This window comes from Pelatocladus sp. (assembly GCF_059505505.1).
In genome coordinates this window covers 1-8,773 of sequence record NZ_JCACKS010000096.1, presented here as the reverse complement: position 1 = coordinate 8,773, position 8,773 = coordinate 1, and the positions used below count along the sequence as shown (strand labels likewise).

Sequence of the window (8,773 nt, the reverse complement as noted above, 5' to 3'; positions counted from 1 at the left end):
TGTCTGAGAAGCCCACACTGTAATGTACTCATTCAGTGTGGGAGTATGTCACTATGTAGAGACACGATATATCGCGTCTCTGGTGGGTTGAAATGTCAATCTATTTGTCTTATCCGAACCGTATTGAGAGTTGTCGGAGATAGTGTCACTAACTATAGATAATTCATCATCAATATTTAAATCAAAAAGTACATTTTTATACCTACAAAAAATATAGAAATGTTTGTAGTATGCGCTTTGGCACTTAATATTAAAGTCTGAAGCAGTAAGAATCGCTTACAACACATTATTATTTATGTATGCTCATCTACTGATTTTAGCTAAATCCTAGAGGAACAAACAAATCACAATTAAACAGGGTATGAAAAACTTTTTATTAACTTGGCTTGGAACAGCTGTTGCGTTGCTAATAACAGCTAATATTCTTCAACATTTCGATATTGGCTTTAAGGTAAATAGTTTTGTTACAGCTTTAATTGGTGCTGTATTCATTGGGATTGTCAATGCTTTCATTCGTCCAATATTAAGAATATTAGCCTTTCCTATCACCCTGCTGACCTTCGGTTTATTTTCCTTTGTCATCAATGCATTTGCTTTATGGCTAGCCAGCTTTCTGACTCCCAGTTATGGTTTTGTAATTCAAGGTCCGATCGCAGCTTTATTAGGTTCAATTGTACTATCAATTGTTTCTAGTATAATTAATTATTTTTTAAGAGTAGTTGACTAAAAAGTAAAAAGTAAAAAGTAAGTCGTATTCATACGACTCAAATAGACCAAGCAGTCTGCTTAAGCAGACTTTAGCTATGAGACTGCGATTTCAATCGCAGGGGGGTTTTTTGAACATTTGGGATGCTCCCATAAGTTAAAAATTAAAACAAAAAAGAAGAAAATCGGTGTGAAGTCCCTAAGTTTATTGATGAGTATTTTATTTTTAATTTTATCTTTTTATTTGTTAAAGTTCTTTTCCAGTTGAGCAATAGCTATTGTTACTGTATCCTTTTGATTGTCGATCGCACGACGAAAAATTTGTTTAGTAACTAACAGATGTTTAGACTCAGATGCACATAAAGCAGCAGCTTCAGCAACACTAGGAGTTTTTATGTGTTTGTGAATCAATTGGGAAGGGTTAGGAACACAAACTGTACACAGAATTTCAGCAGTAAAGGTTTTAATAAGCCAATTGTTTTCTCTACAAAGTTCCACTAAACCAACTTCATCGGCTTTAGTATCAATAGTAGCAATACCTGCGATCGCACTTTGAGAAAGTAGATTTTCTCCAAATACATGTGCGATCGCTGCTTCTATCAATTCTCGTGAAGTACCTCTTTGACAACCAACTCCCACCCACAAATTTCTTGGATGGAGATCAAATTCTGTTAACAGCAATTGAGATTACCTCATAGTTACCAATAAGCCGCTATAATTGCTTGGCGATCGCAGCTAAAGGATTTGGTTGTTTGTTTTGCGGTTGTGTCTGCGGTAAGACTGTTAAGTAAGGATTCAAATTGGTTTGCTCCACCCAGCCAGAATAATATTTGACACTAGTAGATTTTGTTGAAATCTCAAGTAATTCCAAATCACCACGAATCGCATTTGCATTTCTTTGATTACCAGTAGTACCAAAGGTGACACCAATACCGAAAGGGCCACCACCACTGTAATTCAAAGCTACTTCATCAAAACCTCGTACAAAATGTTCTCCATTCCAGTGCCATTCAAAACCAGGCCAATATACAAGTGGTTTTTCTTGTGGTAAAATTCGTCCAAATTCATATCGACTAGCACCTTGATCTAGCTTGACTGTAAAGCCTTGTGTTGTTTTAACTTCGTAACGACCTTTACGAGTTTTAAAATCTATTGGACTCCACCAAAGTACTTCTATTGTGTCATGATTTTGGGTCGGAGATAAAGTTAAAGCTGGTGTTTGACTCGATAATTGACTGTAAGTTTTTAAACCAGATTTTGGTAATTTAGCCATAGCTGCAAATCGCCAGCAAGACCAACTTTGAGGATTGTCAATATTTTCTAGATTAATTTGACAAACACCATTACCCGTACCAACCCAAAGCTGATTATTTTCCAATCTCAATTTATCAGGAATTGCTCCGACCAAGGGGCTGTTATAAACATTGTAGGAAGTCAAAGTTCCAGAATTGGGATTTTGGGAATTAGGACGATAAGCAACCAGTCCTTTAGCAGCAAGATAGGGATTACCCTCACCACTGACTTTTGTACCCATCCAAAACGTGGGGTTATTAGTATTTCCTGTGACAACTAAATCAGTAATTTGATGCGATCGCAACTCTTGCGGTTTAATAAACGTAAACTTATTTGTTTGTGGTTCATAACCAACAATTGTCGCAATTCCATCATTACCTTCACCTTGTTCAAACGCAACTGACCACCAAATTCTGTTTCTATGAATAACAGCAGCAGTAATTCGTGGTAAACCTAGTTGCACACCTATATTTGGTTTTTGTTGTAATTCTTTGAGAGTATATAGTGTTTGTCGCTGAGGTTGTTTACTATTAGGAGTAATTAACTCAAAAAATACTTTATCTTTGCTTGGATTGGGTACTGTTGGTGTTAAGGGTTCTCTGAGAACTCGATATTGATAAGTTTGACCTTGAAATTGAATTGTTTTAAAATCTTGCGAATAATCTGAGTAAGTTGGTGTTTTTAAACTCTCAGGTAAACTTCCTGATTGCACTGTCCAATTATTATTTCCTCGACAAAACACAAAATCTTGATTACGACTTTGGAATTTCACTGTATCAGCATCAGCAACAATATTACGAATGTGAAAATCAAATCGTTCATAAAAATCTGCTTGTTCTCCTGGTACAGCTAAAGGAACAATCGCAGGCTTGGGACAATTTTTGACTTCACTTTTGACAGCCTGAGCATTATCATCAATTTGGGCAGTGCAAGCAGTTACTATAAATAAAATGCCAGTAATTTTAACAAGATTATTAATATTTATAAAACTCATCTTTTAATCGCACTCTATATAAATTACGACTCTATATCTATTTAATTAGTTCCGATTTTAACAGGTCAGATCCCCGACTTCGCAGGAGTTGTCGGGGATCTTGTTGTTCAATGATTTAGAAATGCTATATTAGACCTCTTGCAAAAGTCGAATGAACCCTCCTCAATCCCCCCGTTCACAGGGGGAAAATTTAGTTCCCTAAGCGTTTACGCTTAGGGTTAGGGTGGGGTCAATACGGTTCGGATAAGACAAATCGATTGGCATTTAAACCCTGTAGAGACGTTGCACTGCAACGTCTCTACATTCCCAAATCATGCGAAAAATCCTTAACCGAACCGTATTGAGGGTGGGGTAAAAATATTTTTGCAAGAGGTCTATTCACTGTTAACTGTTTACTGATTCAATTGACTTTGCAAATATTTACCCCATTCTGCTGCTAAAGGAATTTCTGTAAAAGGAACTCGCACAGAGTTTGCAGATTCAAGAAATACAAATTCTAGCTCAATCGTCCGACCTTTTTCGGGAATTTTTTGCATATCAATATTTTTTTCATCCACCAAAAGGCGTATTTGTTGAACATTCTCCAAAGAAAATGTTTCTAATTTAATCGGGCCTTTCGGTGTTGGTTTTCCCCAAGTAATTGAGTTATCTTTTTGACCGAGTACCGCGTAAATATCGTACTTCGCCTTGTCAAATTGCTCTGCCCAGGTTCGATAAGCTTCAATTTTTTGATATTCTTGAGAACCTTGCCAAGCTAACCAGAAAAATGCTGCTAACAAAGGTAGCCACAATAGACCGTGTTCCATAATGGGTTTAACTCTAAAGTCAGAAAAAAAGAACTTTTGGAAAACAAATTAAACTGAGATATTGCGCCTGACAACTAGAAGTTGCGGCTACACATAAAAAACCCACCTACGTGGGTTTATAACCCTTTAATTTTTGTTAGTCCGCCTAGGCGGACTTAGTTTGTATAGCCGCGATTTATAATCGCCAGTGCGAGGTGCAAGATCTAAATTAAAGGAACAAGAGTAAAAGAAAATCTATTTCTCATTACCTTTTAACCTTTACATCTTTTACTATTTTCTTATGTGTAGCTATGATGCAAAATACAGTCACTTAGGAACTGTATAAGCTATCGTAATGAGCATACTGGCAAAAAGCGGTAATGACTTAATATGAGAAAGGTTTTATTTTTGTGCTTGTTTGTCATCGGGCTAAGTGCTGCGGTGTTTGGTTTCCTAAATTTTCAGGGACTAGCAGCAAAAGGTGAATTTGAGACGATTGTGCTGGATTTTAGGGAAGATATTCCCAAAGAAGAATTGCAACAAGATTTGCAAGCGATCGCTCAACAATACAACGTCACACCCCGATTAGACAATCAATTCTCCGGCAAGGATAATGTCTATATCATCGAAGGCGATAAAAAACGGCTCAAAGAACTGCGGAAATCTCAAATTGCTTCAGCAACAGAATTTATTGAGCCTAACTATATTTATAGAATTCCCCAATTAGATGAAGACAAAGTACCAGATCAGCAGTTTAGCACTGGTGCTAGTGATCCTAACGACCCAATGTACAGCAAGCAATGGCATTTGCATAACATTGGTGTTGTTGGTGCGTGGAAGGAAACTAAAGGTAGTGGCGTCACAGTAGCAGTCATAGATAGTGGTGTGACTCAGGTGCGCGACTTAGAAGAAACAAAGTTTGTCAAAGGTTATGACTTTGTCAACGACACCGAAGAAGCCAAAGACGATAACGGACACGGTACTCACGTGGCTGGTACGATCGCTCAAGCTACTAATAACAATTATGGTGTAGCCGGAGTTGCTTACGAAGCTAATATCATGCCTTTAAAAGTACTCAGTAGCTATGGTGGTGGTACTGTTGCTGATATTGCCGAAGCAATTAAATTTGCTGCCGATCATGACGCCAATATCATTAATATGAGCTTGGGTGGTAGTGGTGAAAGCCATCTGATGAAAGATGCGATCGAATATGCCCATAAAAAAGGTGTAGTGATCATAGCAGCAGCAGGGAACGAAAATCAAAATTCTGCTTCATATCCAGCCCGTTATCCCCACGTCATCGGCGTATCAGCCTTGGGGCCAGATGGTGAAAAAGCCCCCTATTCTAACTTTGGCGCTGGAGTAGATATTTCTGCTCCTGGTGGTAGTGATGCGGGTAAAGTATTGCAAGAAACTATCGATCCTGAAACTGGTGAAGCCGTATTTCTCGGTTTACAGGGAACAAGTATGGCTGCTCCCCATGTTGCGGGTGTAGCAGCACTCATCGAAGCTGCTGGAGTCAAAGAACCAAATGAAGTTTTGCAAGTCCTCAAAGAATCAGCCAGAGTTATTGGGGAAGACAATTTAAATTACTATGGTGCAGGACAACTAAGTGCTGAGGCCGCAGTCCAACGCGCCATACGTGGACAAATCAGCTTCCAAGACTTTTTCCGTTGGTTGCGGGATAATGGCTATTTCAACCCCGGTTTTTGGATTGATGGTGGTGCAGTAGCATTATTACCTAAGATTTTGATGGTATTGGGTTCTTATCTGTTGGCTTGGTTTTTACGGGTTTATTTCCCCTTTACCTGGGGTTGGAGTTTATTTGGTGGTTTAATTGCAGGTAGTTCTGGATTGTTTTTCCTCAAACCAATCTACATTTTTGACTTACCACAATGGCCCTTCCGCTTGTTGGGTAGTTCCATACCCGAACTCGGTAACACCATTCAAGGAAGTAGCGCCTTAAACCCCTTATTTGCTAGCGTACTCATTCCCCTAGTGTTAGTAGTATTACTGCTAGGACATCCGCAATGGAAATGGTTTGCGATCGGTTCATCCTTGGGTGTCGCTGCTTGTTTAGGAGTCAGTGCAGTATTAGATCCAGCCGTTTGGGGTTTAGGATGTGGGATGTTAGCTCGCAGTTTCCTAATAATTAATGCTCTACTTTGTTTTGGTTTAGCTCGTTTAGCCGTGAAAAACGAAGAACAATCAGCATAACAAGGGAGAATAGCAGACACGGTGACGCCTTGAAAGACACGGAGAGGGTAAGACGCGGTGACGCGGAGAATTCTGCCCCCGTGTCTCCCTTGTCCCCCTTTTTCTCACAACAAAGGAGTTTTGCCAATGAGCATCATAGTCACAGGAACAGTAGAACGCCGTGATATTGGTACTGGCGCTTGGGCATTAGTAAGTAATGATGGTACTACTTACGAAATTCTTAGAGGTGCTGACAAAAGCTTACTCAAAGCCGGACAAAAAGCCAAAGTTACAGGCGAAGTACGTGAAGATGTCATGACGATCGCCATGATCGGCCCTGTCTTAGAAATCAAATCGTTTGATCTGCTTAATTAGAATCTAGAACAGCTTGCAGACGGCTTCTAAATTCACCTTTAGGATGGCCCCCTTTGACCTCGCCCACAATCTGAAATTCTCCTTCTGGAGAATCACAAATAATATAGGTAGGCCATCCCATCTCTGATTTATCTGGATACTGCGTCAACAGAATCTGACGATACTTACGGTAAGTAGCAGTATCCTGCATTTTGACATCAATAAATTCTAAACCCAGTTCCTCTGCCACTTTTTTGTCATAAAATGACATTTTGTGGCAAATTCCGCAGTCTTCACTAGAGAATTTAATAACAGCTAAAGGCATGGGGCTGTGCAATTACGTAAGCATAATCTCAGATTATAAAGGTATCATACCAATTCAAGAATTTACAAAAAAAGTTATAAATTGTAGCCTTTGAGGTCGCTCTGTTGGAGACGCTGCCAAGCTTTGCGGATATGTTGTGGTTTAAATAGTTTGTGTTTGCGATCGCTCCACTCATGCACCAAAGCGATCGCTTGTTCACTATCTTGTGCTGGGTTAGGTTCTTTAGTCGCAACCCAGTGAACTGTGGCTAGCAGTTCCATTCCGTAAGGGGTTTCAAAGCCATATATGAGGTTGCCGACTCGTTCTAAACGCTCCTGAGCATCTGGTACTGTTTCTAAAAAAGCTTGTGCTGCTTCTCTACCTTCTGGTAGTACATAAATTTCAGCACTGTCAGCTTTGCTGGTTCCATCGCCATAGCCGCGAATATAATGTCCTTCAATATGTTTCAAGACATGATTAAGATTCGCAGCATAGGGGCCATATATATGTTTTACATAAAGTAGCTTTAACGGTTCTCCAACTTCTTGTAAAAAATAAGCGAGTTTCTGGATTTCTAGCTTAGTTAACTCGTAGCCTGGAATGCCGTACAATTCTAGTAAGCGAATGATTATTGCACGACCACGGGTCATGTTGGGCTTTTTAGTCGCAACAAGCATTTTCTCTGCTGCTGGTGTACCTGCTGGCTCAAAAATAATTACCCGTACGTCTGACAATTGAGCAAAAGCTGATTCTATTAGTGGCTTAACATCAGCCCAATTCAAGCCACCGTTTCCGCATCCTAAAGGTGGAATGGCAATCGAGGTTATACCTAATTGCTGCACTTGTTGTACTAAAGCCACCAGTCCATGTTGAATATCTTCTATTTTTGACTTGCCTTTCCAATGGCGTTTGGTGGGAAAGTTAATGATGTACCTGGGATTAAATAGTCTATCTGTTGCGAAAATAAACATTCGCCCTGGCTGCACTTCACCAGCTTTACAAGCTTTCTCATACTGACGGAAGTTTTCAGGATAGGCTTGCTTAAATTGCAAGGCGATACCTTTACCCATAATACCAACACAATTAACGGTGTTCACTAGAGCTTCGGTATTTTCTTCTAAGAGGTTGCCTTGCTTAAATTCAATCATTTCTCTCTATTAGTTTAAGAGTGCAATCTTAACTTTTAAGATCATAACTTTTAGTAATACCAATTAGAGTAAATATTTACGGGGATCTGAGAATTAAAGTTTTGTAATATTTGCTGAACTTGTAATTGCATAGTATTATTTATGACACCAACTTCTAACATTAACATCCAAGGACAGAATTGATGCACTAAGAATTCAGCTTGTCGTCGGCGTTTTCTGTCTCCATCTTCTTGTGTGTTGTTCCAATATTTTGCTTGCATAATTGCCCAATCAATCATATCTAATCTTTGAAGATTGTCATAAAATTCGCTATATGCTATCACTGCGTGACCATCTGTAAAAGCAAAAGTTAAATTGCTCGCTGCTATTATTTGTGCCTGAGAAACTAGATAAATAACTGGATTTTGTCCTCCACTGTATCCCTGTGTATTTTGTTTATGAATAGCGTAGAGCATAGGAGAACGTGGGGCAAAATAAAACGGTACATAATCATGTAAACATCCAAGTGCAGCACAAGGAACACGGGTTAATTCTCGTCTATCTTGGATGTGTCCATGAGCAATATCAAGATAGTTAGATTGTTGTTGTCTTAGCCTACTATTTGCTATCAATCCGCCAGAGTTAAGGATAGAAGGCAAGTTATTTATATGAGTGATGTGATAAATAGGCGTAGGCATTGAGTTATATAGTTGTTAGCGGTGCTAGATAGTTTAGTTTCCTCAGAATTATCTGAAACATGAAAAAAAGCCTAGTTTCAGTAGATTTACTGTAACAATCGCCTGTCTTCACCATTAATTTAATTGATTACTGATGAAAAGAAGGCATTTAGTCAAATCTAGTAGGCAAAATGCCATATTAAGTTCTTGAAATGCCATTTTACCTTCTCATTTTGGTAAATCACGCACTCATTTCGGTAGATCACGCACTGGGAATACCATTTGGGAGCATCCCAATTTTGCAAAAATAAAGAAAGGAAAGTTATTCGCGAGCTTGA

Annotated in this window: 9 protein-coding genes; 3 read left to right on the top strand and 6 right to left on the bottom strand. The window is 39.0% G+C overall.

Annotated features, from left to right (window positions below; translation table 11 throughout):
• Positions 1-361: 361 nt before the first annotated feature.
• A complete protein-coding gene (locus tag AC5JMK_RS08535; protein ID WP_096676218.1) occupies positions 362-727 on the top strand; it encodes a phage holin family protein in 366 nt (121 codons plus the stop codon).
• Positions 728-945: 218 nt separating this feature from the next.
• Here AC5JMK_RS08535 and AC5JMK_RS08530 read toward each other — a convergent pair whose 3' ends face one another.
• The 3 genes from AC5JMK_RS08530 to AC5JMK_RS08520 all read right to left on the bottom strand — a co-directional run bounded on the left by AC5JMK_RS08530 (position 946) and on the right by AC5JMK_RS08520 (position 3,798).
• Positions 946-1,386 (bottom strand): cobalamin biosynthesis protein, encoded by a 441-nt coding sequence (locus AC5JMK_RS08530; protein ID WP_096676217.1) that lies wholly within the window; start codon positions 1,384-1,386, stop codon positions 946-948.
• Between the two features lie 31 nt (positions 1,387-1,417).
• The gene (locus tag AC5JMK_RS08525; RefSeq protein WP_096676216.1) at positions 1,418-2,992 is read right to left on the bottom strand and encodes a hypothetical protein; all 1,575 of its coding nucleotides are present in this window, start codon (positions 2,990-2,992) and stop codon (positions 1,418-1,420) included.
• Positions 2,993-3,384: 392 nt separating this feature from the next.
• On the bottom strand, positions 3,385-3,798 hold the full coding sequence (locus AC5JMK_RS08520; RefSeq protein WP_096676215.1) for a hypothetical protein: 414 nt from the start codon (positions 3,796-3,798) through the stop codon (positions 3,385-3,387).
• Between the two features lie 369 nt (positions 3,799-4,167).
• Between AC5JMK_RS08520 and AC5JMK_RS08515 the strand changes: the two genes are divergently transcribed.
• Positions 4,168-5,994 carry a DUF5942 domain-containing protein gene (locus AC5JMK_RS08515; protein WP_495909868.1) on the top strand — a complete coding sequence of 609 codons (1,827 nt, stop codon included), beginning with the start codon at positions 4,168-4,170 and terminating at the stop codon, positions 5,992-5,994.
• Positions 5,995-6,120: 126 nt separating this feature from the next.
• Positions 6,121-6,348 carry a hypothetical protein gene (locus AC5JMK_RS08510; protein WP_096676213.1) on the top strand — a complete coding sequence of 76 codons (228 nt, stop codon included), beginning with the start codon at positions 6,121-6,123 and terminating at the stop codon, positions 6,346-6,348.
• Here the strand turns inward: AC5JMK_RS08510 and AC5JMK_RS08505 are convergent.
• The 3 genes from AC5JMK_RS08505 to darT form a co-directional block, all read right to left on the bottom strand.
• Complete coding sequence (locus tag AC5JMK_RS08505; protein WP_017312712.1) at positions 6,341-6,652, bottom strand: thioredoxin domain-containing protein; 312 nt, start codon at positions 6,650-6,652, stop codon at positions 6,341-6,343. The two genes, AC5JMK_RS08510 and AC5JMK_RS08505, sit on opposite strands and share 8 nt — an antisense overlap.
• A gap of 74 nt (positions 6,653-6,726) precedes the next feature.
• Complete coding sequence (gene darG, locus AC5JMK_RS08500) at positions 6,727-7,779, bottom strand: type II toxin-antitoxin system antitoxin DNA ADP-ribosyl glycohydrolase DarG (RefSeq protein ID WP_495909867.1); 1,053 nt, start codon at positions 7,777-7,779, stop codon at positions 6,727-6,729.
• Positions 7,780-7,829: 50 nt separating this feature from the next.
• Positions 7,830-8,456, bottom strand: a complete 627-nt coding sequence (gene darT / locus AC5JMK_RS08495; RefSeq protein WP_096676211.1) for a type II toxin-antitoxin system toxin DNA ADP-ribosyl transferase DarT — start codon at positions 8,454-8,456, stop codon at positions 7,830-7,832.
• Between the last annotated feature and the right edge of the window lie 317 nt (positions 8,457-8,773).

Excerpts from the sequence above, each read along its gene's own strand:
- darT (WP_096676211.1), bottom strand. The coding sequence starts at position 8,456 with ATGCCTACGCCTATTTATCACATCACTCATATAAATAACTTGCCTTCT.
- AC5JMK_RS08525 (WP_096676216.1), bottom strand. The coding sequence starts at position 2,992 with ATGAGTTTTATAAATATTAATAATCTTGTTAAAATTACTGGCATTTTA.
- darG (WP_495909867.1), bottom strand. The coding sequence starts at position 7,779 with ATGATTGAATTTAAGCAAGGCAACCTCTTAGAAGAAAATACCGAAGCT.
- AC5JMK_RS08520 (WP_096676215.1), bottom strand. The coding sequence starts at position 3,798 with ATGGAACACGGTCTATTGTGGCTACCTTTGTTAGCAGCATTTTTCTGG.
- AC5JMK_RS08535 (WP_096676218.1), top strand. The coding sequence starts at position 362 with ATGAAAAACTTTTTATTAACTTGGCTTGGAACAGCTGTTGCGTTGCTA.
- AC5JMK_RS08505 (WP_017312712.1), bottom strand. The coding sequence starts at position 6,652 with ATGCCTTTAGCTGTTATTAAATTCTCTAGTGAAGACTGCGGAATTTGC.
- AC5JMK_RS08515 (WP_495909868.1), top strand. The coding sequence starts at position 4,168 with ATGAGAAAGGTTTTATTTTTGTGCTTGTTTGTCATCGGGCTAAGTGCT.
- AC5JMK_RS08510 (WP_096676213.1), top strand. The coding sequence starts at position 6,121 with ATGAGCATCATAGTCACAGGAACAGTAGAACGCCGTGATATTGGTACT.